Annotated in this window: 17 protein-coding genes; 4 read left to right on the forward strand and 13 right to left on the reverse strand. The window is 66.7% G+C overall.

The features are described from left to right. Position 1 precedes the first annotated feature (1 nt). The 5 genes from Q352_RS0108150 to Q352_RS0108170 all read right to left on the reverse strand — a co-directional run bounded on the left by Q352_RS0108150 (position 2) and on the right by Q352_RS0108170 (position 5,386). Positions 2-910 (reverse strand): branched-chain amino acid ABC transporter permease, encoded by a 909-nt coding sequence (locus Q352_RS0108150; protein WP_036385643.1) that lies wholly within the window; start codon positions 908-910, stop codon positions 2-4. A 72-nt stretch (positions 911-982) separates the two neighbouring features. Then, on the reverse strand, positions 983-2,185 hold the full coding sequence (locus Q352_RS0108155) for an ABC transporter substrate-binding protein (RefSeq protein WP_028498928.1): 1,203 nt from the start codon (positions 2,183-2,185) through the stop codon (positions 983-985). Between the two features lie 33 nt (positions 2,186-2,218). Then, complete coding sequence (locus Q352_RS0108160) at positions 2,219-2,962, reverse strand: ABC transporter ATP-binding protein (protein ID WP_051528782.1); 744 nt, start codon at positions 2,960-2,962, stop codon at positions 2,219-2,221. Then, positions 2,955-3,731, reverse strand: a complete 777-nt coding sequence (locus Q352_RS0108165) for an ABC transporter ATP-binding protein (protein ID WP_028498930.1) — start codon at positions 3,729-3,731, stop codon at positions 2,955-2,957. Before Q352_RS0108165 ends, Q352_RS0108160 begins: the two co-directional genes overlap by 8 nt. After that, a complete protein-coding gene (locus Q352_RS0108170) occupies positions 3,728-5,386 on the reverse strand; it encodes an AMP-binding protein (RefSeq protein WP_051528775.1) in 1,659 nt (552 codons plus the stop codon). The genes Q352_RS0108165 and Q352_RS0108170 overlap by 4 nt, the downstream gene beginning before the upstream one ends. Before the next feature lie 316 nt (positions 5,387-5,702). Here Q352_RS0108170 and Q352_RS0108175 point away from each other — a divergent pair, with 316 nt between their 5' ends. Next, positions 5,703-6,494, forward strand: coding sequence for an MOSC domain-containing protein (locus Q352_RS0108175; RefSeq protein ID WP_028498932.1), 792 nt, complete (start codon positions 5,703-5,705; stop codon positions 6,492-6,494). Between the two features lie 9 nt (positions 6,495-6,503). On the opposite strand, the gene pncB is transcribed toward Q352_RS0108175, so the two are convergent. The 5 genes from pncB to Q352_RS0108200 form a co-directional block, all read right to left on the reverse strand. After that, positions 6,504-7,727 carry a nicotinate phosphoribosyltransferase gene (gene pncB / locus Q352_RS0108180; RefSeq protein WP_028498933.1) on the reverse strand — a complete coding sequence of 408 codons (1,224 nt, stop codon included), beginning with the start codon at positions 7,725-7,727 and terminating at the stop codon, positions 6,504-6,506. 342 nt (positions 7,728-8,069) lie between these two features. Next, positions 8,070-9,722 carry an acyl-CoA synthetase gene (locus tag Q352_RS0108185; protein WP_028498934.1) on the reverse strand — a complete coding sequence of 551 codons (1,653 nt, stop codon included), beginning with the start codon at positions 9,720-9,722 and terminating at the stop codon, positions 8,070-8,072. Positions 9,723-10,144: 422 nt separating this feature from the next. Next, positions 10,145-11,587, reverse strand: coding sequence for a metalloprotease TldD (tldD, locus tag Q352_RS0108190; RefSeq protein WP_028498935.1), 1,443 nt, complete (start codon positions 11,585-11,587; stop codon positions 10,145-10,147). A gap of 91 nt (positions 11,588-11,678) precedes the next feature. Next, entirely contained in the window at positions 11,679-12,485 is an 807-nt protein-coding gene (locus tag Q352_RS0108195) for a carbon-nitrogen hydrolase family protein (protein ID WP_028498936.1), read from the reverse strand. Next, on the reverse strand, positions 12,482-16,354 hold the full coding sequence (locus tag Q352_RS0108200; RefSeq protein ID WP_028498937.1) for a YhdP family protein: 3,873 nt from the start codon (positions 16,352-16,354) through the stop codon (positions 12,482-12,484). The genes Q352_RS0108195 and Q352_RS0108200 overlap by 4 nt, the downstream gene beginning before the upstream one ends. Before the next feature lie 58 nt (positions 16,355-16,412). On the opposite strand from Q352_RS0108200, the gene glnE reads away from it, so the two are divergent. Then, positions 16,413-19,085, forward strand: a complete 2,673-nt coding sequence (glnE, locus tag Q352_RS0108205) for a bifunctional [glutamate--ammonia ligase]-adenylyl-L-tyrosine phosphorylase/[glutamate--ammonia-ligase] adenylyltransferase (RefSeq protein WP_028498938.1) — start codon at positions 16,413-16,415, stop codon at positions 19,083-19,085. An 18-nt stretch (positions 19,086-19,103) separates the two neighbouring features. Here the strand turns inward: glnE and Q352_RS20285 are convergent, their stop codons facing one another. Then, positions 19,104-21,032 (reverse strand): methyl-accepting chemotaxis protein, encoded by a 1,929-nt coding sequence (locus tag Q352_RS20285; protein ID WP_051528776.1) that lies wholly within the window; start codon positions 21,030-21,032, stop codon positions 19,104-19,106. Between the two features lie 209 nt (positions 21,033-21,241). On the opposite strand from Q352_RS20285, the gene Q352_RS0108215 reads away from it, so the two are divergent. Continuing rightward, complete coding sequence (locus Q352_RS0108215) at positions 21,242-22,180, forward strand: DUF808 domain-containing protein (protein WP_028498939.1); 939 nt, start codon at positions 21,242-21,244, stop codon at positions 22,178-22,180. A 1-nt stretch (position 22,181) separates the two neighbouring features. Here the strand turns inward: Q352_RS0108215 and Q352_RS0108220 are convergent, their stop codons facing one another. Both Q352_RS0108220 and Q352_RS0108225 read right to left on the reverse strand, forming a co-directional pair. Next, positions 22,182-23,369 carry a DUF418 domain-containing protein gene (locus Q352_RS0108220; RefSeq protein WP_211249607.1) on the reverse strand — a complete coding sequence of 396 codons (1,188 nt, stop codon included), beginning with the start codon at positions 23,367-23,369 and terminating at the stop codon, positions 22,182-22,184. 23 nt (positions 23,370-23,392) lie between these two features. Beyond that, positions 23,393-23,995, reverse strand: a complete 603-nt coding sequence (locus tag Q352_RS0108225) for a TetR/AcrR family transcriptional regulator (RefSeq protein WP_028498941.1) — start codon at positions 23,993-23,995, stop codon at positions 23,393-23,395. 176 nt (positions 23,996-24,171) lie between these two features. Here Q352_RS0108225 and Q352_RS0108230 point away from each other — a divergent pair, with 176 nt between their 5' ends. Beyond that, entirely contained in the window at positions 24,172-25,275 is a 1,104-nt protein-coding gene (locus Q352_RS0108230) for an OmpA family protein (protein WP_028498942.1), read from the forward strand. The last annotated feature ends 274 nt before the right edge of the window (positions 25,276-25,549 follow it).

A 25,549-nucleotide genomic window follows, 5' to 3' on the forward strand; every position in this document is an offset into this window, starting at 1 on the left:
GTCAGGCCTCCTTGCCGAACAGACCGGCCGGGCGGTACAGCAGCACCAGCGCCATGATGATGAAGATCACCGTATTGGACAGCGGCGGGTACACGACCTTGGTCAGGCCCTCGATGATGCCGAGGCCGAAACCGGTCACGATTGCCCCCATGATCGAACCCATGCCGCCAATCACCACCACGGCGAAGACGACGATGATCAGGTCCGCGCCCATCTTCGGGCTGACCGAGTAGATCGGCGCCGCCACCACGCCGGCCAGCGCCGCCAGCGCCACACCGAAGAAGTAGGTGAACGAGATCAGCACCGGCACGTTGACGCCGAAGGCACGGACCAGATCCGGTCGCTCGGTCGCCGCGCGCAGGTAGGCACCGATCCTGGTACGTTCAATCATGAACCAGGTGCCGACGCAGACCGAAATCGACAGCACGATGGAGAACAGCCGGTAGGCCGGGAACAGCATGAAGCCAAGGTTCACTGCGCCGGACAGGCTTTCCGGCTTGGCGTTGTACGGCTCGCCGGACACGTTGAAGCCGAGCGCGACAAACACGCCTTCCAGCATCAGCGCGACACCGAAGGTGAACAGCAGCCCGTACAGCGGGTCAACCCGGTACAGCCGCGACAGCATGAAGCGCTCGATCACCAGCCCGAGCAGCCCGACCACGGCCGGCGCCACCACCAGCGCCCACCAGAAGCTCAGTTGCGCATCCGGGTTGCCGGTCCACTGGCCGAGATAGTCGGCGCCGATCAGCGCCACCATCGCGCCGAGCATGTACAGCGCACCATGCGAGAAATTGACGATATTCAGCATGCCGAATATCACGGCCAGCCCCAGGCTCAGCAACGCATAGAACGCGCCGTTGTTGAGTCCAAGCATCAGCTGCGACAACACAGCCTGTGCGGTGATCTCCATCTGTCACCTCCATTGGTATGTTCTGTCGGCCGGACGGGGCGCCCTGTCCCCGTCCGCCCCTGCTGCCGGTGGTCAGGACTTCTTGACCAGCGGGCACTCGCTGCGCGACAGCGGCATGAACGCCTGCGCCCCCGGGATGGTCTGCATCACCTTCAGCATGTCCCATTTGTTCTTCGAGTCGGCCGGCTTCTTGACCTCGACCAGATACATGTCGTGGACCATGCGGCCGTCCTCGCGGATCTTGCCGTTCCGGGCAAAGAAGTCGTTGATCGGGGTGGTGCGCATCTTGGCCATCACCGCGCCGGCTTCGACCGTCCCGGCGGCCTTGACCGCCTTCAGATAGTGCATGGTCGACGAGTAATCCCCGGCCTGGACCATGGTCGGCATGGCGCCGGTCTTCTTGTAGTAGCGCTGGGAGAAGGCGCGGGTATCGTTGTTCAGATCCCAGTAGAAGGCCGTGGTGTACTTCATGCCCTGGGCGGTGGCCAGGCCCAGGCTGGCGATGTCCGAATCGAATACCAGCATGCCGACCACGGTCTGCTTCGGCATGATGCCGAACTCGCGCGCCTGCTTGACCGCATTGGTGAAGTCGGCCCCGGCATTGGCCAGAGCCACCACATTGGCGCCCGAGCCCTGCGCCTGCAGCAGGTAGGACGAGAAGTCCGAGGTCGACAGCGGATGGCGCACCGTGCCGACCACCTTGCCGCCCATCTCGCGCACCACGTCGCTGGTGTCCTTTTCCAGCGACTGGCCGAAGGCATAGTCGGCGGTCAGGAAGAACCAGTTTCTGGCACCGGTCTTCATCATCGCCCGACCGGTACCGTTGGCCAGCGCGAAGGTGTCGTAGGTGTAATGGACCCCGTACGGCGAACATTCCTTGTTGGTCAGCGCGGTCGAACCGGAGCCGTTGTTGATGACGATGCGCTTCTTCTCCGTGCCGAGCTTCTGCACGCCGATGCCGACCGACGAGTTCAGCAGGTCGACGACCATGTCCACGCCCTGGGTGTCGAACCATTCGCGCGCCTTGGCCACGCCGATATCGGCCTTGTTCTGGTGGTCGGCCGACACGACCTTGATCGGCTTGCCGAGCACCTGGCCGCCGAAATCGTCGACCGCCATCTGCACGGCCGTGACCGCGCCCTTGCCACCGATGGCCGAGTACACGCCGGACATGTCGGTCAGCACGCCGATCTTGACGCCGTTGGCGTCGGCCTGCGCCTGGCCGGCAATGGCACCGAGGGTGGCCAGCAGCGCGAGTTGGTGTTGTCTTCTCATCTTGGAGTTTCTCCTGGGTATGGGATGGGTTGCCTACACGCCGAGATAGCGGTTCAGCAGCTCGGTCTTTTCGCCGAGTTGGTCACGACTCACGCATTCCGCCACCCGGCCGTGTTCGATCACGTAGTGGCGATCGGCCAGTGACGCCGCGAAACGGAAATTCTGTTCAACCAGCACGACGGTATAGCCGCGCGCCTTCAGCTCGGTCAGCACCCGGCCCAGCGTCTGCACGATCACCGGCGCCAGTCCCTCGGTGATTTCGTCCAGCAGCAGCAGGTTGGCGCCGGTGCGCAGGATGCGCGCCATCGCCAGCATCTGCTGCTCGCCGCCGGACAGCCGCATGCCCGGACTCTTGCGCCGTTCGAGCAGGTTCGGGAACATCCCGTAGATCTCGTCCAGCCGCATGCCGTCCGAGCGCACCTGCGGCGGCAGCATCAGGTTTTCCTCGACCGACAGATTGGCGAAGATCCCGCGCTCCTCCGGGCACCAGCCGACACCGAGGTGGGCGATGCGGTGGGTCGGCATGTTGATGACCTCGCGGCCATTGACCATGATCGAGCCGCTGCACCGGCCGGTCAGGCCCAGGATGGCCTTCAGCGTGGTGGTACGGCCGGCGCCGTTGCGACCGAGCAGCGTCACCAGTTCGCCACGCGCCACGCTCAGGTCGATGCCGTGCAGGATGTGCGATTCGCCATAGAAGGCGTGCAGCCCGGTCACCCGCAGCATTTCGGTCGCCGCCGGCCCGTGCGGGCTGGCCACGACAGTGTCTTCAGGCATGAGCATGGTCGGCCTCCCCTTCAGTCTGCGTGCCCAGATAGGCTTCCATCACCAGCGGATTGGTCGACACGCTGGCGTAGTCGCCCTCGGCCAGCGTCTGCCCGCGCGCCAGCACGGTGATGCGGTCGGCCAGCGATGCCACCACGTGCAGATTGTGTTCGACCATCAGGATGGTGCGGCCGGCCGATACCCGCTTGATCAGCTGGGCGATCCGGTCGACATCCTCCACCCCCATGCCCTGGGTCGGCTCGTCGAGCAGCATCAGTTCCGGCTCCAGTGCCAGCGTGGTGGCAATTTCCAGCGCGCGCTTGCGGCCGTAGGCCAGCTCGACCACCAGCACGTCGGCGAACTCGGCCAGACCGACCGAATCGAGCAGCGCCATCGCCTGGTCGTTCAGCCGGTCCAGCGTGCGATCGCTGGTCCAGAAGCGGAACGACACGCCGAGTTTGCGCATCAGCGCGATGCGGACGTTTTCCAGCGCAGTCATGTGCGGAAATACCGCCGAGATCTGGAACGAGCGGATCACGCCCTTCAGCGCGATGTCCGCCGGCTTTGCCGCCGTGATGTCGTCACCGTTGAACAGGATCCGGCCGGCAGTCGGCGCATGAAACCTGGTCAGCAGGTTGAACACCGTGGTCTTGCCGGCGCCGTTCGGTCCGATCAGCGCATGGATGTGACCGCGCCTGACTTTCAGATCGACGTCGCTGACCGCGCGAAATCCCATGAAGGTCTTGGTCAGTCCGCGCGTTTCGAGAATGATGTCGTTCACGCCTCCCCCTCTCCGTGGCGGTTGGCTGCCTCACGCAGCAGAAATTTCTGAATCTTGCCGGTGCTGGTCTTCGGCAGCGGGCCGAACACGAACACCTTCGGCACCTTGTAGCCGGCCAGCCGCTCGCGGCAGAACGCCAGCAGTTCGGCGGCATCCGGCGCCGGCACGCCGGGGCGCAGCGCGACGAAGGCGCACGGCACCTCGCCCCAGCGCGGGTCCGCGCGGGCAACCACGGCGCACTCGAGCACGGCCGGATGCTGGTACAGCACCGCCTCGACTTCGAGGCTGGCGATGTTCTCGCCACCGGAAATGATGATGTCCTTGGCACGGTCCTTCAGTTCGAGGTAGCCATCGGGGTGGATCACGCCGAGGTCGCCGGAGTGGAACCAGCCGCCGGCAAACGCCTGCGCGGTCGCCTCCGGCGCGTTCAGATAGCCCTTCATCACGATATTGCCGCGGAACATCACCTCGCCGACGCTGCGGCCGTCGGCGATGACTTCCTGCAGGGTGTCCGGGTTGCGCACCGTGACCGCCTCCAGCACCGGATAGCGCACGCCCTGGCGGCGCAGCACGTCGCCCTGCGCGGCATCGTCCAGCTCGTCGAACTGCGGCTGCCATTCGCAGACCGTCGCCGGGCCATAGGTCTCGGTCAGCCCGTACAGGTGCAGCACCTTGAAGCCGATCGCCTCGGCGGCACGGATGACCGGCACCGGCACCGGCGCGGCGGCCGCATTGAAATGCACCGTGCGCGGAAACGGCAGCCGCTCTTCCGCCGCCGCATTGACGAACAGGTTCAGCACCACGGCAGCGCCGCACATCAGGTTGACGTCGTGCTCGGCGATCAGCCGGAACATGGCGCCGGCCTCGACCCGGCGCAGGCAGACGTGAGTACCGCCGATCGCGGCCAGGCTCCAGACAAAGCACCAGCCGTTGCAGTGGAACATCGGCAACGACCACAGCTTGACCGTATCGGCGGTCAGACCGGCAACGATGATGTTGCCGAGCGCATTCAGATAGGCGCCACGATGGTGGTAGACCACGCCCTTCGGGCTGCCGGTGGTGCCGGAGGTGTAGTTCAGCGCGATGGCGTCCCATTCGTCGGCCAGCGGCGGCGGCGTGAAGCCGGCATCGCCTTCGCGCAGCAGCGCGCTGTACTCCGGCCCCGGCAGCCGCTCGCCGTTGTCGCACTCGCTGTCAACGATGGTGATCAGCAGCGGTGTGTGCCGGGCCAGGGCCAGTGCGGCGCGCGCCAGCGGCACGAACTCGCTGTCGACCAGCCAGGCTTTGGCATCGCCATGGTCGAGCTGGAAGGCCAGCGTCGCCGCATCCAGCCGGTAGTTCATGGTGTTCAGCACCGCGCCGAGCATCGGCACACCAAAATGCGCCTCGATCATTTCCGGGATGTTCGGCGCCAGCACCGCCACCGTGTCGCCGGCGACGATGCCGCGCCACGCCAGCGCGGCGGCCAGCTGCCGGCTGCGCCGCTCGACCTCGCGCCAGCTGTAGCGCCGCTCGCCATGGATGACGGCCACCTTGTCCGGATGAACCTGGGCGGCACGGGCCAGGAACGTGACCGGTGACAACGGCACGTAGTTGGCCGCATTGCGGTCCAGTCCTTGCCGGTACGGTTCTGGCCGTTGGCGTTGTGCGGGCATGGCAGGTGGTCTCCGGTGGTTCCCTGACCCCCTTTAGCGCAACCCGCGTGCCATGCGTGTCCAAGCCATTGTTTTTTCAATGATTTATATCATGACCTGGCAAAAACGGATGGGTTTCCGCTGCCGGAGACGGGCCGGCGTGTCTGCCTGGCCGGACATGCGGCAATGCAGCAACATGAAATGTATTAATAAACAGTCACTTGAGCATGACCGATGTGCAAGACACGGCGTCGACATCGCCGGAACACGCCCGCGTTCTTTGCCTGCCGGCCTGCGCCGGCATAAGCTGGGGGCGATTCTCAATCAGGTTCCTGCCATGCCCATGCTGACTGCGCTGTACCGCTATCCGGTCAAATCCGCCCACGGCGATGCGCTGACCCGCTGCCGCGTCGACGCCCGCGGCCTGCCCGACGATCGCAGCTGGATGGTCGCCGATCCCGACGGCCGCTTCATCACCGGCCGCGAGTGCCCGCAACTGGTCACGGTAGCGGCGACGGTCGACGAGGCCGGCCTCCATGTAGCGGCCCCCGGCCGCGAGCCGCTGACGGTTTCCCGCGCGGCCTTCACCGAGCCGCATCCGGCCGTGGTGTGGCGGGATGGTTTCGAGGCCTGGCATGGCCCGCACGCCGCCGATGACTGGTTTTCCGACTTTCTCGACCGTCCGGTCCGCCTGATGCATACCGGTGACACCCGGCGCCGGGTCAGTGCTTTCCCGGACATTCCGCTGTCGTTCGCCGACGGTTTCCCGCTGCTGCTGATCGGCGACGCATCGCGCCGGCAGCTGGAACACTGGGTCGGCCGACCACTGGAAATGGCACGCTTTCGCCCGAACCTGGTCATCGACGGCGCCGACGCCTTTGCCGAGGACGGCTGGAAGCGGCTGCGCATCGGCGAGGTCGAGCTGGAGCTGGTCAGGCCGTGCGAGCGCTGCGTATTCACTACCATCGATCCTGACACCGGCGTCAGGTCGGCCGATGGCGAACCGCTACGCACGCTGGCCCGCTACCGCCGTGGCGAACGCGGCGTGCTGTTCGGCCAGAATGCGCTTGTGCGCCGTGGCGGGATGCTGACGGTCGGCAGCGCGGTCGAGGTTCTGGAAGCGGCCTGAGCGGCCGCGTCAGATCCGTTCCAGATTGAAAATCTGCCGCAGATAAGCCAGAAACACCGGGTCGTCGCACATCAGCTTGTTTGCGGTATCGGACAGCTTGGCGACCGGGCGGTCGTTGCAGCGCACCAGCTTCATCACGATCTGCAGTGGCTCGATGCCGAGGTCGTTGGTCAGATTGGTGCCGATGCCGAAGCTGACCTGGGTGCGGGTGGCGAAATGACCGTACAGCGCGATGGCGCGGTCGATGTCGAGGCTGTCGCTGAAGGTCAGCATCTTGGTTGCCGGATCGATGCGCAGCTTGTGGTAGTGCTCGATCATCTTCTCGCCCCACACCACCGGATCCCCGCTGTCGTGGCGCAGGCCATCGAACAGCTTGGCGAAATACAGGTCGAAATCGGCCAGGAACGCATCCATGCCAACCACGTCGGTCAGCGCAATGCCGAGGTCGCCGCGGTACTCCTGCACCCAGCTTTCCAGCGCCGCCTTCTGGAACTGGCGCAGGTTCACGTCCAGCGCCTGGAAGGCCTGCAGGAACTCGTGCGCCATGGTGCCGATCGGCGTCAGGCCGAGCCGGCGGGCCAGGTCCATATTGCTGGTGCCGCGGAACACGTCGGGCACGCCGGCGTGCAGTACCTTGACCACTTCTTCCAGCCAGTCGCGCGAGAAGCGGCGGCGGGTGCCGAAGTCGGCCAGCAGGAGCGGCGGCGCATTGGCCGGCAGGCTGGTCTGGAAGGCGCGGATCTTGTCGACCTTGGCGCCGATCCGGCGCCGGCCTTCTTCCAGCGTCGCCTCATGACCGCCGGCAATGCCCTGGCGGCGGATCAGTTCATCGAAATACAGCTCGTTGACGATGGCCAGCACGTAGATCTCGAACATCATCGCCTGGACCATCGGCCCGCGCGCATGGATGTCGAGCCGGCCATCGGCGCGCGGCGTCACCGAAATGAAACGGCGGTTCAGATGGAACAGTTCTAGGTAGTCGACGTAGTCCGGCTTCAGATAGCGCAGGCTGCGCAGATAGGCGATTTCGTCCGGGGTGAAACGCAGTTCGCACAGCGCATCGAGCTGGCGGTTGACCGCCGGCAGCAGCTCGGCCATCGGAAACGCCGGCGTGTTGCGGCAGCGGAACTGGTATTCGGCCTGCACGCCGGGGAACTGGTGCAGGACCACTTGCTGCATCGTCAGCTTGTAGAGATCGGTGTCGAGCAGCGAGCGAATGATGGGGTCGGACATGGGATGGCGTCGGCAATGAAGGGAACCGCCACCGCCCGTCGGGCGTCAGCGGACCGTAACGGTACCACCTCCGCCGCCGGCGTGCCGTGCCGAGCGTGGTACCGGGACGATACTGCTGCGTTTTCAGACGATGCCATGCCGGTTTTCAGCATTGCCTGCTGGCCGATTCCTTGCAAATCAGCGAAAGTGATGACGCATCCATCAGACGGGGATGCCAGCGACCGTCGCATGTTCATCGCATGCGCCATCAACGGGGGCCGGATGGCGTAACCGGTATTTTCAGGTGGAAGTTACCCAAGTTGACCGCCTTGCTCACGCAAGGCGGCCTTTTTTCGCCGGCTACTAGTTCAGCTTGAAACCGCCGTCATTGACCTGGTCGCGCAGCACGAACTTCTGGATCTTCCCGGTGCTGGTCTTCGGCAGCGGACCGAACACGAACATCCGGGGCGCCTTGTAATGCGCCAGCCGTTCACGGCAGAACTGGGTCAGTTCGATCGGCGTCGGTTCCGGCGCGCCCATCTTCAGCGTGATGTAGGCGCACGGGATCTCGCCCCACTTGTCGTCCTTCTTGGCCACCACCGCGCACTCGAGCACCGACGGATGCTGGTACAGCACCGCCTCGACCTCGATCGACGAGATATTCTCGCCGCCGGAGATGATCACGTCCTTGCTGCGGTCCTTCAGCTCGATATAGCCGTCCGGATGCAGCACGCCGATATCGCCGGTATGGAACCAGCCGCCGGCAAAGGCCGCGTCGGTCGCCGACGGGTTCTTCAGATAGCCCTTCATGACGATATTGCCGCGGAACATGACTTCACCCAGCGTCTGGCCGTCGGCCGGCACCCGGGCCATCGTTTCCGGATTCAGCACGCTGGCGGCTTCCTGCACGTGGTAGCGCATGCCCTGGCGCTTGAGGATCTCGCCCTGCTCGTCATCGCCCAGCGCGTTGAATTCGTCCTTCCACACGCAGGCAGTCGCCGGCCCGTAGGTCTCGGTCAGGCCGTAGACGTGGGTGACCTTGAAGCCGATCGCCTCGGCGGCACGGATGATCGGTACCGGTACCGGCGCGGCGGCGGCAATGAAACGCACCGTGCGCGGGAAATCGCGCCGGTCGGTTTCGGCCGCATTGATGAACATCGACAGCACCACGGCGGCGCCGCACATGTAGTTGACGTTGTGCTCGCTGATCGCCTTGTACATCGCCCCCGCCTCGACCCGGCGCAGGCAGACGCTGGTGCCGCCGACGGCGGCGATCGACCAGTTGAAGCACCAGCCGTTGCAGTGGAACATCGGCAGCGACCACAGCTTGACCGTGTCCGGCGTCATCTGCGTCGCCACCACATTGCCGAGCGCGTTCAGGTAGGCGCCGCGATGGTGGTAGACCACGCCCTTCGGGTTGCCGGTGGTACCGGACGTGTAGTTCAGCGTGATCGCGTCCCACTCGTCCTCGAGGGCCGGCCACTCATAGTCGGGATCGCCCTCGTTCAGCAGCGCCTCGTAGGTCAGGCTGCCAAGGCGGTCACCGGTATCGTATTCGCTGTCGGCGATGTCGATGATCAGCGGCTTGCGCTGCGAACGGGCCAGCGCATCGCGCGCCAGGCCGGCGAACTCGCTGTCGACCAGGAACACGCTGGCTTCGCCGTGTTCGAGCTGGAACGCCAGCGTGGCGGCATCCAGACGGAAGTTCATGGTGTTGAGGATCGCACCGAGCATCGGCACGCCGTAATGTGCTTCGACCATTTCCGGGATGTTCGGCGCCAGAATGGCGACCGTGGCGCCCTTGCAGACACCGCGCTGCGCCAGTGCCGACGCCAGCCGGCGGCTGCGCGCATACACCTGCGACCAGGTCAGACAGCGCTGGCCGTGGATGACCGCCGGCTTGTCCGGATACAGCTCGGCACTGCGGGCGACGAAGCTGACCGGACTCAGCGGCACATAGTTGGCGGGGGTCTTGTCCAGGCCGATCGAATACGGGTTGTGGGGAGTGCTTGCCATAGATCGTTTCTCCTTGCGGGCATCGCCATGCGCCATCGACTCGCGACGGTCGCCGGCCTGCCCTTTTTATGCGGGAACGCCGGTCACGGCGGCCTGGCGGCCGGACGCGACATGCCCGGTGTCTTCGGGCTCCCGACAGCATGCTGTATGTATGCGGATCGTCGTGGCGATCCATATGGCTTGAGGCGGACGCATCCGCCCACACTCCCCGTGCGCGCCTTGTAGTCCTGCTGTCGGACAAACTGATTATGCAATGTGGAATGGGCGGCGGATAGCCCCTGCCGGCCCGGCGGCGAAAAAAACCCGTATCTAAGTAGGGGTTAAGGATCGGGCAGCAGGAAAAAAGCAGCGGGTCTGCAAGACCGCTGCTTTTTTCTGCCGGCCTCTCCGTGCCAGCCTCACCAGACGGAGTCGTGCCGCCCTCAGGCCGTCCCACCCACCGTCAGTCCGCCATCGATGCGCAGCGTCGGCTGGCCGACGCCGACCGGCACGCTCTGGCCTTCCTTGCCGCAGACGCCGACACCGGCATCCAGCGCCATGTCGTTGCCGATCATCGACACGTAGTTCAGCACTTCCGGGCCGGAGCCGATCAGGGTCGCGCCCTTGACCGGATAGGCGAGCTTGCCGTTCTCGATCATCCACGCTTCGCTGGCGGAGAACACGAACTTGCCGCTGGTGATGTCGACCTGGCCGCCGCCGAAGTTGGCCGCGTACAGCCCGTGCTCGACCGAGGCGATGATTTCTTCCGGCGCGCGCTCGCCGGCCAGCATGTAGGTGTTGGTCATGCGCGGCATCGGGATGTGCGCATAGCTTTCGCGACGCGCATTGCCGGTCGATTCCACCCCCATCAGCCGTGCATTGAGGCTGTCCTGCATGTAGCCGGTCAGGATGCCATCCTCGATCAGCGTGGTACATGCGGTCGGCGTGCCCTCGTCGTCGATGTTCAGCGAGCCGCGGCGCAGCGCCAGCGTACCGTCGTCGACCACGGTCACGCCCCGGGCGGCAACGCGTTCGCCGATGCGGCCGGCGAATGCCGACGTGCCCTTGCGGTTGAAGTCGCCTTCCAGTCCGTGGCCGATCGCCTCGTGCAGCAGCACGCCGGGCCAGCCCGAGCCGAGCACCACGGTCATCTGCCCGGCCGGAGCCGGTCGCGCATCGAGGTTGACCAGTGCCTGGTCGACCGCTTCCTTCGCGTAGCGATGCAGCATCTCTTCGCTGAAATAGCTGAAGTCGAGCCGGCCGCCGCCGCCGCTGGAGCCCTGCTCGCGGCGCCCGTCCTGCTCGACGATGACCGAGATCGACAACCGCACCAGCGGCCGCACGTCGGCAGCATGGGTGCCGTCACGACGGGCGATGTAGACCACGTCGTATTCTGCGGCCAGCCCGGCCATCACCTGGCTGATGCGCGGGTCGAGTGCGCGGGCGATGCGTTCCAGCCGTTCCAGCAGCGCGACCTTGGCCGCCGAGTCCAGACTGGCGATCGGGTCCATCGGCGCGAACAGCGCGTGGCCCCCGACACGGCGGACCGCCTGCACGCGGCCGTCACCACCGGCGCGACCGATGGCGCGGGTTGCATCGGCGGCGGCGAGCAGCGCCGGCAGCGAGATTTCATCCGAGTAGGCAAAAGCGGTTTTCTCGCCGCTGACCGCCCGCACGCCGACCCCTTCGTCGATGGAGAAGCTGCCGGCCTTGACGATGCCCTCGTCGAGACTCCAGCCTTCCTGACGGGTGTACTGGAAATACAGGTCGGCATAGTCGATCTGGTGTTCACCCAGCCGGGCGAACACCCGGTCCAGCTGTTCCGGGTTCAGCCCGTTGCGGGCAAGCAGCAGTTCATCGGCAATGTCGAGATGTTGGACGTTCATGGCAGCTTTCGCAAAATCGGGTGACGTCGCCCACAGGGGTGACGATGAAATGGGGATGATTCGGGCAGGTTCCAGTGGCAGCGGCGCGGCGTCACAGCACCCGGTGCCTCAGCGCCGGCAGGCGGGTGCGCACCGATGCCATGTAGGCCGGGTCGAGGTCGGCGGTAATCACGCCCTCGCCCTGCGCCAGTTCGGCCAGTACCTTGCCCCACGGATCGACGATCATGCTGTGACCGTGGGTCTTGCGTCCGCTCGGGTGGGTGCCGCCCTGGGCGCTGGCGATCGCATAGCACTGGTTCTCGATCGCGCGGGCGCGGATCAGCGGCTCCCAGTGCGCCTCGCCGGTCACGGCGGTAAAGGCGGCCGGCAGCGCGAAGGCGGCGATCTCGCCGAAGCCCCGGTACAGCTCGGGGAAGCGCAGGTCGTAGCAGACGCTGAGGCCGACCCGGCCGATGACGGTATCGACCACCACTGGCGTACTGCCGGGATCGATGGTGTCGGATTCGCTGTAGCGCTCGCCCAGCCCGGAAAAACCGAACAGGTGGATCTTGTCGTAACGCGCACGGCAGACACCGGCCGGATCGAAAACCAGTGTGGTGTTGCGCACCTTGTCGGCCACGTCGGCGCGCAGCGGCAGGGTGCCGGCAATCAGCCATACGCCGGCATCGCGCGCGATGGCGGCGGTGGCGGCCTGCAGCGGCCCGTCGCCGGGGGTCTCGGCGATCGCCAGCTTGTCGCGATCGCTCATGCCCATCAGCACAAAGTATTCCGGCAGCACCACCAGCCTGGCGCCGCGGGCCGCGGCGTCGAGCACCAGCGTGCGGGCGGTGGCGAGGTTGGCATCCGGATCGGTACCGGACACCATCTGGACCGCAGCAACCGTTATCGGTGTGTTCATCTGTGTCCCTTTCCTTTGCCCTTGCCGTTACCGCTGCTGCCGTCGGTACGGGCGGGTGACGACTTGTCGGCCTTGCTGACCTGCGGATCGGTCAGGCTGCCGGTGACCAGGTAGTCGACCGAGAACAGCTTGCCCAGCGGGTCCTGCAGCAGTTTCTGCGCCGCCAGCGCACCGACGCCGATCACCGGGTTCAGCATGGCGGCACCGGCGGCGATGGCCACCCCTTCGGACAGGTGCGGTTCGACCCTCACCCGGATCAGTTGCGAGTCCTGGCGCAGATTGGCCGTGCCGGCGAAGGTGATGGTCGCAGCCGGACTTCTGGCCTTGAGTTCGGAAATCTCGGCAATGCCCTGATCAATGCCGATGCTGCCACGGACCGAGTCGAACGCATAGCCTTCGCCGAAGATATCGCGGAAATCGAATCGCACCCGCCGGCCGATCGACTGCAGGGTGGTCAGGCCGATCAGCCGCCCGACGCCGGGGTCGAGTTTGGTGAACAGCACGTTCTCGGCGTCGAGGTCGAGCTTGCCGGACAGGCTGGCGCTGTCCGGGTCGACCAGCGCGCCATGCCAGCGCAGCTGGCCATTGAGTTTGCCCTTGCCGCCGCGCACCATTTCCGGCGCCCCGACCCGGGTCAGGAAGCGACCGAGATTGCCGCTGTCCATCTGCACGTCGAGGCGGGAATTCAGCGCCTCGCCATCGCGGCGCTGCACGCCGGACAACTGCAGCTGCCCGTCCGGCGACGACAGGCTCAGCCGGTCAAGCCACCAGATGTCCTTGCCCTGCCGCTCGGCATTGATGCCGAGCCGGCCGACGTCACGGTCATGCCAGTTCAGCCGTTCCACCTGCACGTCCAGCCCCGGCAACCGTTCCAGCGCCCGGTTGTCGGCAGCGGTATTCTGCGCCGCGTCGGTCTTGCTGCGCGGCAGTGGCAGCGTCAGCTGCGACAGCCGGACCTGGACTTTTTCTCCCCGGCCATCGAAGGCAAAGGCGCCGGCCGCCTCGCGGGCGTCAAGACGTCCGCTCCAGCCGCCATCGCGCGGCGACATGCTGATCCGGACCGCATTCAGCTGCCGGCCGAAGGCCAGCAGCTCGTCGGTGCGCAACGCCAGCGTAACCGGGAAGGCCTGCCCGCCGCCATCCGTGCTGTTGCTGCCGCCGCCGAACAGTGCCAGCCACGGCGCCAGGTCGATGCGCCGGTTGGCGACATACACCGTCAGACCGCGCGCCGGGACCGGGCCGTTGCCGTCGCCGACCCGCACGCTGCCGCGCACCAGATCGCTGCCCTTCAGCCAGATATTGGCCGAGGCCTCGCCGCCAAGCCGGATGTTCAGCCGGTCCAGCTTGCCGTCGGGGCGCATGTCGATCGCCAGCGGCAGCGTCTCGCTGGCCCGTTTGGCAAACGGCGCCGGCAGATCGGAGGTCACGTCCTCCAGCCGGCTGACCACCTTGATGCTTTCCAGTGTCTTGCCGATCGTGACCGTCGCCGTATACGGCGCCATGCCGCCGACGTGCGGCACCAGCAGCGGAAAATAGGTCGCCAGCGCCGCGCGCGAATCGGCGCGGCCGGTCGCGACGAAGCGCATGGTGCCGTTGGCCTGGGTGTCCGCGTTGAGGCGGCCAAAGCCACCGAGCGCCTGCAGCGCAATGCCGCGTGCGCTGACGCCATGTTCGGTAAAGCCGAGCACGCCCGTGACCTGCTCCAGCGGCGGCACGCCGCCGCCGAGTGTGACCCGGTTGTGGTTGAAGGTGAAGTTGCCGGCCACGCGGGTCGCTTCGGCCTGGAGCAGCGGAATGTCCAGCTTCAGCCCCAGCTTGCCGCGTCCGTCGATGCCCATCGTGTCCGCCAGATTGTCGAGCCGCGCGTTCAGCGGGCTGTTGCGCAGGAACCTGACGAACTCCATCCCGGCACCGTCGACCTGGCCATCGATCAGCAGATGCGGTTCATTCGCACCAAGATCGGGAATGCTGACCCGGGTATTGCTGACGGCGGCGGCACCGATCCGGCCGCGCTGCGCGGTAATCAGCATGCCGGCATTCTCGAAACGCAGATCGGCGTCGATTTCGCTGACCATCGGCCAGGCACGATCGTATTCAAGCCCGACCCGGCTGGCCCGCGTGGTGACCAGGAAGCGGCCACCGCCGTGCTCGAACGGAAACTTGTCCAGATTGCCTTCCAGCAACAGGCTGGCATCACGTGCCGTGCCGCTCTTCAGCGCGGCCGCCAGCCAGTTGCGCGTGTCGCGACCGACCACCAGCGGCAGGTACTGCGGCACCCGGCTGGCAGCGACGGCCGGAATGCTGGCGGTCAGATCGATCAGCCCGGTCCGGCTCTGCGCCGGCAGCCACTGGTAACGGCCGGATATCGTCGCGTCCAGATCGGCATTGGTCAGTGCGACCTTTTTCAGCCGCACATCCACATTGTCGCCGCTGCGCGTCCAGCGGACATCGGCATTCAGGCGGCTCAGGTGCAGCGGTTCGGCAAACACGTGCGGCAGCGTCAGCGTGGTACCGCTGTTGTCCTCGATATCCAGCGAGCCGCCCTTCTGGTCGAATTCAATGTCGCCGTCGACACCGGCCATGCCCGGCAGTGTATTCAGCGGCTGCCAGCCGAGGCCGGCAAAGCGCCCCTTCAGCGCATAGGACGTCGGGGCCTTCAGTTCGCCGCGCCAGCTGGCTTCGACATGGTCGACAAAGCCGACCGGGTCCAGCGCATTCCACGACGCGTTCTCGCCCAGCGGCAGCACGCGCAGCAGCGGACGCAGCGCGCCGAGATCGGCGCGCGACACCGACAGCTTGCCCTCGCCGTTGCGGCCGGGTCGCCATTCCGCCTGCAGGGCCGCATTGTCGAACAGCATGCCAGTACTGGTTTGTGCCAGCAGCTTGCGCGCCGCCAGGGTGTGGCGATTGCCGCGGCCGGTTTTCAGCTCGATCTCGCCGGACAGGCGCGGGACCGAGACCGGGTCACGGTGCGCGTCCGGCCGCAGCAGCACATTGCGCAGATCGAACGCGGCGTTGCCGGCGGTCAGCTCGCCGGCGGCGAATTCGCCGCTCAGCCGCGCCCGGCCTTCGCCGGACGGCAGATGCGCCATCCACGGCAGATAGCGCTGCCATGGCGCAAAGCGCGCGCCGCCGATATCGAGCGAGAAGCTGCCGCGCCAGGTGTCGGTCCAGCGGGTGATATCGTCGCCCGACCACGACAGCTCGGCATCGAATCGCGAGAACCAGTCGGCCGGCGGCGTGGCCGACAGCGTCAGCGTATGCGTCAGCAGGCCGCGTCGCAGCACCAGTCGGCCATTGCGCAGATCGAGCGCGGCCAGCCCGGCCAGATCGTCGCGCCAGTGGATGCCGGCCTGGTTGATGCGGATTTCATGCTGGCGCAGCAGCCAGTTGATCAGATGGCCGTCATGACTGCCCTGACCGAACTGCAGCCCGTTCAGGAACAGGCGGCCCTGGCCGTCGCGATAGAGGTCGAGCAGCGGCCGGTTCAGTTCAATAAGGTGAAAGCGCGGTTCGAGGTGGATCAGGCTGGTCCACGATGGCTGCGCCTGCATCTGGTCCAGCGTCAGTGCCCGGCCATCGACCGGATTCTCGATCCGCACCCGGTCCAGGGTCAGGGTCAGCACCACGCCGTCGACACGGCCGCCGAGCGCACCGATGCGCACCCGCTGCCCCACGGCATCGGTCAGGGCCGCCTCGATGCGCGGCTTGAACGCATCCAGGTTGGGCAGCAGGTATTGGGTCATCCACAGCCATACCGCGGTCATCAGCACAGCAATGACCGCAGCAAGCAGTGCCAGCACGCGCGCAGTGCGCTTGAGCAGGGCACCCACCGGCCATGAGGGCAGCGAGAAACGGGAGGCGTTCAAAATCTTCTGGACGGTAGAATGGACGACGAGTCGCCCAATACGACAAAGGTCCGCAATTATGCCAGTAAACACGCTTGCCCATGCCCTTGCCCACAGTGCCTGGTTACGAAGAACGCTCGCCGCCGACCCCGAACTGGCTGCCGAACTGCCTGCGCGGCTGCATGCGCCGTTCACCCGGGCGGAAATGAGCGAACGCTATGCGGCGTTCGCGGTGGCCGACGAAGCGATGCTGAAGACTGCACTGCGCCGGTTGCGCCGCGCGCTGCTGGCCCGGCTGATTGCACGCGACATGGAGGGACTGGCCACGCTGGACGAGGTCATGGCGACGATTTCGGACTTCGCGCTGTTTGCGGTCGATACGGCGCTGGCGGCACTGAAGCCGGAACTGGCGCGCTATGGCCGGCCGATCGGCGACGAGTCCGGCCGCGAGCAGGAAATGATCGTGATCGGCATGGGCAAGCTCGGCGGCGACGAACTGAATGTCAGCTCCGACATCGACCTGATCTTCATCTACCCGGAATCCGGCGAGACCGACGGCGATCGCAAGATCAGCAACCACGAGTACTTCACCCTGCTCGGCAAGAAGCTGATTGCCGCCCTGTCCGAGCTGACCGCCGACGGCTTCGTGTTCCGCGTCGACATGCGGCTGCGCCCGTATGGCGATTCCGGACCGCTGGTGATGAGCTATGCGGCGCTGGAAAACTACCTCCTGACCCAGGGCCGCGAATGGGAACGCTATGCGTGGATCAAGGCGCGGGTGATGACCGGCGACGATGCCGTGCTCGCCGACCTCGCCCGTCCGTTCGTCTATCGCAAGTATCTCGATTACAACGCCTATGGCGCAATGCGCGAGCTGTACAAGCAGATCCAGCGCGAAGTCGCGCGCCGCGACCTGATCGACAATATCAAGCTCGGCCAGGGCGGCATCCGCGAGATCGAATTCATTGCCCAGGTATTCCAGCTGATCCGGGGCGGGCGCGAGAAAAGCCTGCAGACCCGCTCGACGCGCGAGGCGCTGGCACGGCTCGGCGACATGCGCCTGCTGGAGCCGGAAGCGGTCACCGAGCTGGCCGACAGCTATGACTTCCTGCGCCGGCTCGAACACCGGCTGATGTACCTGGACGACCAGCAGACGCAGACCCTGCCGGTCGATCCGGCACAGCGGGCGTGCATCGCCACCAGCATGGACTGTGCCGACTGGGACGCGTTCGTCGCCCGGCTGAACCGGGTGCGCGCCACCGTGCACCGCCATTTCGAGCAGGTATTCTTCCTGCCGACCGAGGAACATGTCAGCCACCCGCTGTCCGGCCTGTGGGCCGATATCCAGGAAGACGGTGCAGCAGCGCAGCTCGGCGAGCTCGGCTATGACGATGCCCCCCAGGTGATGCGCAGTCTGGCCGCCTTCGCCAATTCGCAGCGCTATCGCGACCTGCCGACCAAGAACCGCCAGCGCATCGATGCCCTGATTCCGGCGCTGATCGAGGTCGCCGCCGGCTGCGACGGCCCGGACACCACGCTGACGCGCATTCTCGGCCTGATCGAGGCCATCAGCCGCCGCTCCAGCTATATCGCGCTGTTGACCGAGTACCCGCAGACGCTGAAACGGCTGGCCTCGCTGTACTCGGCCAGCCCGTGGGTATCCAACTACCTGACCAAGCATCCGATCCTGCTCGACGAGCTGCTCGACGCGCGGGTGCTGTATGCCGAACCGGACTGGCCGCAACTGGCGGCCGGACTGGCGCACCAGCTCGACGAGGCGCGCGGCGACGTCGAGGCGCAAATGGATATCCTGCGCCACTTCCAGCACGCGCAGCAGTTCCGGCTGGTGGCGCAGGATCTGGCCGGCATGTGGCCGCTGGAAGCGCTGTCGGACCAGGTCTCGCTGCTGGCCGACACCGTGCTGGCCGCCTGCGTGCGGGCCGCGTGGCTCGATATCGGCAAGCGCCACGTCGAGGTGCCGAAATTCGCCGTTATCGGCTACGGCAAGCTGGGCGGCAAGGAACTCGGCTACGGCTCCGACCTCGACCTGATCTTCCTGTACGACGATCCGCACCCGGATGCGCCGGACCTGTACGCGCGGCTGGCGCGCAAGCTGTCGACCTGGCTGACCGCCGCCACCCCGGCCGGCATCCTGTACGACATCGACCTGCGCCTGCGCCCGGACGGTGCAGCCGGGCTGCTGGTCAGCACCGTCGACGCCTTCGCCAACTACCAGCGCGGCAAGGCGTGGCTGTGGGAACACCAGGCGCTGACGCGCGCCCGCTTCGTCGCCGGGGATGCGGCGGTCGGCGACCGCTTCGAGAAAACCCGTTTCGACGTGCTGACTATGACCCGCGACCCGGGCTCGCTGCGGGCCGAAGTGCTGGCCATGCGTGAGCGGATGCGCGAATCCCACCCGCCGCGCGACGACGACATCAAGCACGCGCACGGCGGCATTGTCGACGTCGAGTTCATCGTCCAGTACCTGGTGCTCGGCCATGCGTGGCGCTTCCCGGAGCTGACCGGCAACCTCGGCAATATCGCCCTGCTCGGCCTGGCCGCCAATGCCGGCCTGATCGACCACGAGCTGGCGAAACAGGCTCAGGATGCCTACCGCCACTACCGGCGCCTGCAGCACGCGCTGCGGCTGCAGGAAGGCCGCAAGGTCATGCCCGATGCGGCACTGCTGGTGCACTACGCCCAGGTAACGCGGCTGTGGGAGCAGGTGATGCAGCCCGGCCCCGGCGACTGACTGCCGGTCGCCGGCGACTCAGAGCCGGAAAGCGGCGATCGCGTCGCGCAGGTCGTCGGCGAGCTTTTCCATGTCCTGCGCCGAGTGTGCCAGCGCCTGCAGCGCGCCGTTGTTCTCGACGTCCATGCTGGCCAGATGCTCGACGTTGCCGGCGATCTGCCCGGTCGCGCTGCACTGCTCGGTCAGCGCGGCCGAGATGTCGGCCACTGCGCCGACCACGGTCAGGGTCGCCTCGCGCACGCCGGCCATGCTGGCGCCGGCGGCATTCGCCAGCTCGACGCAATCGCTGACCTGGCGGTTACCGCTTTCCATTTCTTCCATCGCCCGCCGGGTGCGGGTCTGGATGTCGCCGATCATGCGTCCGATCTCGGCCGCCGAACTGGACGTGCGCTCGGCCAGCTTGCGCACCTCGTCCGCCACCACGGCAAAGCCGCGGCCGGCCTCGCCGGCCCGCGCCGCCTCGATCGCTGCATTCAGCGCCAGCAGATTGGTCTGGTCGGCAATGTCGCCGATCACGCCGATAATGCGGGAAATTTCCTCCGAACTGCCCGACAGCTCGGCAATGGTGCCGGCCGAGCGACTGACCGAATCGGCGCTGGTACGCATGCCCGCAACCGTGCGTTCGACCACATTGCCGCTGTCGACGGTCTGCTGACCGGCATCGCCGGCCTTCTGGTGGGCGAGGCCGGCATTGTTGGCCACTGCCGCCGCGCTGGCATTGATCTGCTGCAGCGCCAGGGCCAGGTCGGCGGTGATGTCACTCTGCCGGGTGACCCGGCCGGACACATCGGACGAGGTCGCCGCCAGCCGGGCGGCATTGTCCGCCACCCGCCCCGCCAGTCCATTGATGGTGCCGACCATCCGCTTCAGTGACGACTGCATGTCGGCAATGGCGCCCAGCAGGCTGTCCGGCCGCGCCGGCGGCACGATGGCCCCCAAGTTGCCGCCGGCGATATCGTGGGCGATGGAGATCGCCAGCTCCGGCTCGCCGCCAAGCGGCACCAGCACCATCCGGTTCAGCTGCCAGTACAGCAGTATCGCCAGCAGCACGGCCAGCAGCAGGCCGACGCCGACCACCGGCAGCACGATATCCAGTTTCATGGCCCGTGCCTGCTCGAGCGGAAACGCCATCAGCACCGAATAGCTCCACGGCGCAAAGTCCCGCTTCGACACCTGCCAGCCATCACTGTTCTGCTGGATCGCCCTGACCGTGCCCTCGTCGCTGCTGGAAGAATGGAAGCGGATGCGGTCACGGTCATCGATCAGCGCGACCACGCCATGATCGAGAATGCCGGCGGCGGCGATCGCATCGCCCAGCACTTTCAGGTCGGCCTTGTAACCGACATACCAGGCGCCGATGACCTCGCCGGCCGCATTGTGGATCGGCTCGTAGCCGGTGATGAACGGATTGCCGAGAATGTCGACCTGGCCATAGAAAGCCTTGCCCTGCTTCAGATCGGCAATGGCACGCCCCTTCGGGTCGAGCAGCGTGCCGATGGCCCGGCTGCCGTCGGGCTTTTTCACATTGGTGGAGATGCGGACGAAATCGTCGCCCCGGCGGACGAACAGGGTGGCGGTCCCGCCCATGATGCCGGTCACGCCATCGACCAGCTCGAAACGGCTGGCCTGCCCTGCCGCACCAAGCTGCAGGTCGGGGACGGACTGGCCGGATACGGTCACCACCGGGCCGGCGGCAGCCGGGCCGAGGGCCTGACCACGCATCATCAGCAGCCGCATCGAGGCCTTGACCTCGGCCATCATCAACTGGTCGATGACCGTCAGTGAGTCGATGACCGTCTGTCCCTGCCTGGCGGTTTCCTGCTGGATGGCGCCATCGATGCGTTTCGATTCCAGATAGGCCATGGCGCCGGCAGTGATCGCCAGCAGCAGGCAGGCCAGGCCGAGAACGGGGAGCAGAACGCGGGTTCTGAAGCTGAGTCGGGACATGTTGATTCCTGGGGGGTGACAGACGCAGTGCTGCCGTTACTTGAGACGCACTTCCAGCACGAGAAACCCCCGGCCAGACATAGCCATAGTCGCTATCGACTAATTATCAACTAACTTTATGACAAAAACCGGTCTCCGCAGCACGGGCGAAACCGCTACACTCGCGCCCTGCCCGGGCACCCCGCCCATCCCCCCGAACGGAGATCCCCATGGCTGGAGCCAGCCTGCTTGCCCTGCTTGACGATATTGCTTCCATTCTTGATGACGTCGCCGTCATGACCAAGGTTGCCGCCAAGAAAACCGCCGGCGTGCTTGGCGACGACCTGGCCCTGAACGCCGAACAGGTTTCCGGTGTCCGCAGCGAGCGGGAATTGCCGGTGGTCTGGGCGGTGGCCGTCGGTTCGCTGAAGAACAAGGCGATCCTGGTGCCGGCCGCCCTGGCGATCAGCGCCTTCGCCCCGTGGGCCGTCACACCGCTGCTGATGCTCGGCGGACTGTACCTGTGCTTGGAAGGAGTGGAAAAACTGGCACACAAATGGCTGCACAGCGCGGACGACACGGCCCGCCAGCATGCCGAGCAGCTTGCCGCCGTGGCTGATGAGCAGGTCGACCTCGCCGCCTTCGAGGCCGACAAGATCAAGGGCGCCATCCGCACCGACTTCGTGCTGTCGGCGGAAATCATCGTCATTGCGCTCGGCACCGTGGCCGACAAGCCGCTGACCAGCCAGTTGAGCGTGCTGGTGGCGATTGCGCTGGTCATGACCGTCGGCGTCTACGGCCTGGTGGCCGCCATCGTCAAGATGGACGACCTCGGCCAGCACCTGCTGGACAAGACCGGCGCCGTGGCCCGGGCGATCGGTCGCGGCCTGCTGCTGGCCGCGCCGAAACTGATGAAAGCGCTGACGGTGATCGGCACCGTGGCCATGTTCATGGTCGGTGGCGGCATCCTGACCCACGGCATCGGCCCGCTGCACCACGCCATTGCCGAAGCCGGCACCACGGTCGCTGCCGTCGCCGGCATCGGTCCGCTGCTCGGCATCGGCGTACCGCTGCTGCTCGATGTCGTCACCGGCATCGTCGCCGGTGGTCTGACCCTGCTGGTCGTCGAAGCGTTCGGCAAGCTCCGCGCCCGCCTGTCCGCAGCCTGAGTCAGTCCCTGCGCCAGCGCGGCCAGGCCGCATGCGTGACGGCGCGCAACAGCCATTCGGCCGGCCCGTAACCGTGCCGCGTCAGCCACCAGGCGCTGACGCGGAGCTGGATGGCGAACAGCGCAAGGGCGATCAGCAGTGTCTGCCACGGCGCCAGCCGGCCGATCAGTCCCAGCCCGTAACCGGTGAACAGCAAGGCGCAGACCAGCGACTGCAGCAGGTAATTCGACAGCGCCATGCGGCCGGCCGGTGCCAGCGCCGCGGCCAGTGCACCGCCAGCAGCGCTGCGGAACCCGCGCAGCGCCAGCCCGACATAGGCGCCGGTCAGCAGGGGGGCGCTGAGCAGGCCGACCGCCATGCCCAGCACCCCGAGCGCCGATGCCCGACAGAACACGGCCGCATACGCATAGACCACCGCACCGGCCAGGCCGAGCGGCAGACCGATGGCGACCAGTCGCCCGGCCGGCACCTGCCGCGCCCCGTCGGCCAGCAGCCGGCGCCGGCCGGCTGCCAGCCCGAACAGGAACATGGCCAGTGTGCCCGGCGCCTGCAGCAGCACCAGCCCGGGCCACACGACGCCGGTCAGGTCCTGCCAGCGCCAGGCGATGATCGTGGCCGGCGTCCCGCGGTAGGCGGCCAGTGCCTGCCCGGCCTGCTGCTGCACCAGCGCCGGATCGACGCCATCGCCGAACACCAGCATCAAGCCGCCCAGGGCGCCCCAGACCAGCCCCGACACGATAATGCAGGCCACGCCGAAGCGGACCGCCCCGGCCGGCGTCCAGTTTCGCCAGGCAAGCAGCAGCAGGCCGAGCAGCGCATACAGCAGCAGAATGTCGCCCACGTACAGCAGCAGCGCATGCAGCAGGCCGAGCAGCGCCAGCCCGGCCAGCCGGCGGCAGAAGCGCGGCACGAAGGCGCGACCGGCACGCTGCGCCGAGTCGATCTGCAGGGTGAAGCTGTAGCCGAACAGGAATGAGAACAGCAGATAGAACTTGGTCTCGAACAGCAGGGCCACGGCCAGTTGCACCGCGCGGTCCAGCGGCCGGTCGAAGACCGGGTCCGGCATGCCGCTGCCGTAATAGCTGGAAGCGAACACGCCGATATTGACGACCAGAATGCCCAGCAGGGCGAAGCCGCGCAGCGCGTCGACTTCGGCCAGCCGCGGCGGCGGGGAAGGTATTGGCATCATGTCGCAGGTCCGGTCATGCGGGCTCACGCCGCTTCGCCGCGCAGGAAGTGAAGAATCGAGGCTCGCAGCCGCGCGCGGGCGACCCCGGCATCGAAAGCCGGGTCGATGACGGCACGGTCGAAGTAACCGTCCAGCAGCATCAGGACCCAGTCCACGGCGGCAGCGATATCCAGGCCGGCCGCCAGTTGTCCCTGCGCCTGCGCCCACTCCAGCAACCCGGCCAGCGCCGTGCGCCGGACGGCCTCGTTGCGTGCCGCACACGCCATCATCGCCGGATTGCGCACCGCCTCGGCCACCACTTCCAGCGTGATCCGGACCTGGATCGGATCGGTCGCCAGCGCCAGCGAGGCGTCGATGCGCGCCATCAGCGCCGCGATGGCGTCGGTTTCCCCGTCTGCCCGCGCAAAACGGGCGGCGGTCTCGCGGCCATCCTCGTCAACGATGGCGGCGATGATGTCATCCTTGCCGGCAAAGTAATGGAAGACATTGCCGGGGCTCATGCCCGCTTCGGCGCAGATTTCCGCGGTCCGGGTCTGATGAAAACCACGTCGGGCAAAACACAGGACTGCGGCGTCGAGAATCTGTCTTCGTCTGGCCTCGTGCTTTTCCGGATCGACTGTGCGCATGGCGGTTCCCGCTGGATAATTAATAGATTGACTGGTCGATCAATTAAACACCCGGACCGGCTGACCGTCAAGCCGGCCGGGCCGGCCATCCTGCTCCCGCGCAATCTGGTCTACGGTAATACCAGGGGGCCGCCCTTCCACCGCGCGCCCCCTTCCCCCGCTCCGGAAAGACCACCATGACCATCAATCTGCTGGGCACCCTGTCACAGGCACTGGACGGCCATTTCGCCGACATGGCCGCCACCGCGGTGGCGGATACGCAGGGCAGCACCCGGCGTGCCATCGACGCCGTCGTCCCGGTGCTGCTGGGCGGGCTGGTGCGACTGGGGACCGGCCCCGCGGGCGCGGGCGCTGTCATCGACCTGCTGCAGCGCACCGACCCCGGTCCCGGCACCAGCGAACTGCCGCAGGGTATCGATACCGGCACCCTGATGACGACCGGGCGCACCCTGCTGTCGTCGCTGTTCGGCGAGCGGCTTGGCGCTATCACCGAAGCTCTCGCCGCACGGCACAGTCTCGCCACCTCGACCGTAGGCGGCGTGCTGGCGCTGGCGGCGCCGCTGCTGTCCGGCAAGCTGAAGGCCCTGATTGCCGAACGGCAACTGGATGCGGCCGGGCTCGGCCAGTTGCTGGCCGAACAGAAACCGTCGCTTGCCGGCGCGCTGCCGGCCGGCCTGCCCGGCCTCCTGGGCCTCGATGGCCTGACGGCCAGCGCCGGCACCACCGCAGCCGATGCCAGTGAGCGCATCCACGCCATCGCGCCCGATCTTCCGCCGGACAGCCCGCCGCCGACACTGCTGCGCCGCTGGCTGCCATGGATCATTGTCCTGCTGGTGCTGCTGATGGCACTGACCCAGTTGCGCCAGTGCGGAACCGGCACGACAGCCATCGGCATCGTACCCCCGCCCGCGGCACCGGCACAGCCGCCTGCCGCCCCGGCCAGCACCATGCCGCAGGCCGCCGCCCGCCCCGCCCCGGTCCGGCTCTACTTCGATGTCGCCTCGGTCAGCGTGCCGGATGACAGCGAGCTGCAACTGCAGGCCGTCATCGACTACGCCACGGCCCACCCGGATGCCCGGATCGCGATTTCCGGCTTCCACGACAAGACCGGCAACAGCGACCGGAATGCGGCGCTGGCCAGGGATCGCGCCAAATCGGTCAAGGCGGTTCTGGTGCTGGCCGGCATCGCGGAAGAACGTATCGATCTGGAAAAACCGCTCGAATCGACCGGCTACACCAGCGACAGGGAAGCCCGCCGCGTCGAAGTCACCGTCAGGTAGGCGGTCTTTCATTGCGCTGGCGCAATGAGCCCCCACCCGGGCAAGGCGTACCGTCATGGTGGTCCCCGCGCCGGCCCCGGCCGGCGACAGCGGGCCCGGACGGGAGAACGCATGCGCATTGAATCGGTCAGATCCCGCCTGCTGGCGTTTTTCAACCGGGCATTGCCGGTTCGCCATTTCCGGCGCCGGATCGTGGCTGACCGGATGCATGCCGACGCCAGCCTGCCGCAGGATATCGACACCTCGCTGCGCCGTGCCGCACACGCGCACCACA

The sequence above is a fragment of the Microvirgula aerodenitrificans DSM 15089 genome (assembly GCF_000620105.1).
Taxonomy (GTDB): Bacteria; Pseudomonadota; Gammaproteobacteria; order Burkholderiales; family Aquaspirillaceae; genus Microvirgula; species Microvirgula aerodenitrificans.

What these genes read in the sequence shown, in the direction of transcription:
- Q352_RS0108150 (WP_036385643.1), bottom strand. Translation starts at nt 910, where the DNA reads ATGGAGATCACCGCACAGGCTGTGTTGTCGCAGCTGATGCTTGGACTC.
- Q352_RS0108155 (WP_028498928.1), bottom strand. Translation starts at nt 2,185, where the DNA reads ATGAGAAGACAACACCAACTCGCGCTGCTGGCCACCCTCGGTGCCATT.
- Q352_RS0108160 (WP_051528782.1), bottom strand. Translation starts at nt 2,962, where the DNA reads ATGCCTGAAGACACTGTCGTGGCCAGCCCGCACGGGCCGGCGGCGACC.
- Q352_RS0108170 (WP_051528775.1), bottom strand. Translation starts at nt 5,386, where the DNA reads ATGCCCGCACAACGCCAACGGCCAGAACCGTACCGGCAAGGACTGGAC.
- Q352_RS0108175 (WP_028498932.1), top strand. Translation starts at nt 5,703, where the DNA reads ATGCCCATGCTGACTGCGCTGTACCGCTATCCGGTCAAATCCGCCCAC.
- pncB (WP_028498933.1), bottom strand. Translation starts at nt 7,727, where the DNA reads ATGTCCGACCCCATCATTCGCTCGCTGCTCGACACCGATCTCTACAAG.
- Q352_RS0108185 (WP_028498934.1), bottom strand. Translation starts at nt 9,722, where the DNA reads ATGGCAAGCACTCCCCACAACCCGTATTCGATCGGCCTGGACAAGACC.
- tldD (WP_028498935.1), bottom strand. Translation starts at nt 11,587, where the DNA reads ATGAACGTCCAACATCTCGACATTGCCGATGAACTGCTGCTTGCCCGC.
- Q352_RS0108195 (WP_028498936.1), bottom strand. Translation starts at nt 12,485, where the DNA reads ATGAACACACCGATAACGGTTGCTGCGGTCCAGATGGTGTCCGGTACC.
- glnE (WP_028498938.1), top strand. Translation starts at nt 16,413, where the DNA reads ATGCCAGTAAACACGCTTGCCCATGCCCTTGCCCACAGTGCCTGGTTA.
- Q352_RS20285 (WP_051528776.1), bottom strand. Translation starts at nt 21,032, where the DNA reads ATGTCCCGACTCAGCTTCAGAACCCGCGTTCTGCTCCCCGTTCTCGGC.
- Q352_RS0108215 (WP_028498939.1), top strand. Translation starts at nt 21,242, where the DNA reads ATGGCTGGAGCCAGCCTGCTTGCCCTGCTTGACGATATTGCTTCCATT.
- Q352_RS0108220 (WP_211249607.1), bottom strand. Translation starts at nt 23,369, where the DNA reads ATGATGCCAATACCTTCCCCGCCGCCGCGGCTGGCCGAAGTCGACGCG.
- Q352_RS0108225 (WP_028498941.1), bottom strand. Translation starts at nt 23,995, where the DNA reads ATGCGCACAGTCGATCCGGAAAAGCACGAGGCCAGACGAAGACAGATT.
- Q352_RS0108230 (WP_028498942.1), top strand. Translation starts at nt 24,172, where the DNA reads ATGACCATCAATCTGCTGGGCACCCTGTCACAGGCACTGGACGGCCAT.